Here is a 970-nt window from a genome sequence, read left to right as displayed (position 1 = left end):
GGTTAGGATCCTTCACTTCAGAAGTTGATTCTGATGCACTCATTGAGGCTGACACTGAAGCACTTGTTGATGCTGAGGCTGAAAGACTTGCTGATGTACTCAATGACGTTGAAATACTTGTTGAAGTGCTTGTGCTTTCAGAGGCACTTAAGAATGCCGATGTAGATGCTGACTCTGAGACTGAAACGGATGCGCTCGCTGAAGCCGACTCAGATGCTGAAGCGGATGCACTTGCTGACTCTGACGCTGATGTGCTTGCTGATTCTGATGCAGAGACTGAAGCGGATGTGCTTGCTGATTCTGATGCAGATGTTGATGCTGACTCAGAGGCGCTTGCTGATTCTGACGCAGAGACTGAAGCGGATGTGCTTGCTGAAGCTGACTCAGATACAGAAACTGATGTGCTTACTGACGCTGACTCAGATGCAGAAACTGATGTGCTTACTGACGCTGACTCAGATGCAGAAACTGATGCAGATGTACTTGCTGAAGCTGACTCAGATGCTGAAGCGGAGGCACTTGCTGATTCTGATGCAGAGACTGAAGCCGATGTGCTTGCTGATTCTGATGCAGATGCTGAAGCTGAGGTACTTGCTGACTCAGAGGCACTTGTTGATTCTGACGCACTTGCTGACGCAGAGGCGCTTGCTGATTCTGACGCACTTGCTGACTCTGATGCGCTTGCTGACTCTGATGCGCTTGCTAATTCTGATGCAGATACTGAAGCTGAGGTACTTGCTGACGCTGACGCAGATACAGAAACTGATGTGCTTACTGACGCTGACTCAGATACAGAAACTGATGTGCTTACTGACGCTGACTCAGATGCTGAAGCGGAGGCACTTGCTGACTCAGAGGCAGATACTGAAGCCGATGCGCTTGCTGAAGCCGACTCAGATGCTGAAGCGGATGTGCTTGCTGATTCTGACGCAGATGTTGATGCTGACTCAGATGCGCTTGCTGATTCTGA

The 970-nt window shown here is 49.6% G+C and carries 1 pseudogene; it reads left to right on the top strand.

Features of this window, described 5'->3' with window-relative positions:
- A pseudogene (locus HMPREF1519_RS10610) lies at positions 1 to 970 on the top strand (adhesive domain-containing protein); the annotation flags it as partial.

Origin of the sequence: Streptococcus sp. SR4 (assembly GCF_000517725.1) — a bacterium.
Classification (GTDB): domain Bacteria; phylum Bacillota; class Bacilli; order Lactobacillales; family Streptococcaceae; genus Streptococcus; species Streptococcus salivarius_F.
This window is presented reverse-complemented; position numbering and strand designations above follow the sequence as displayed.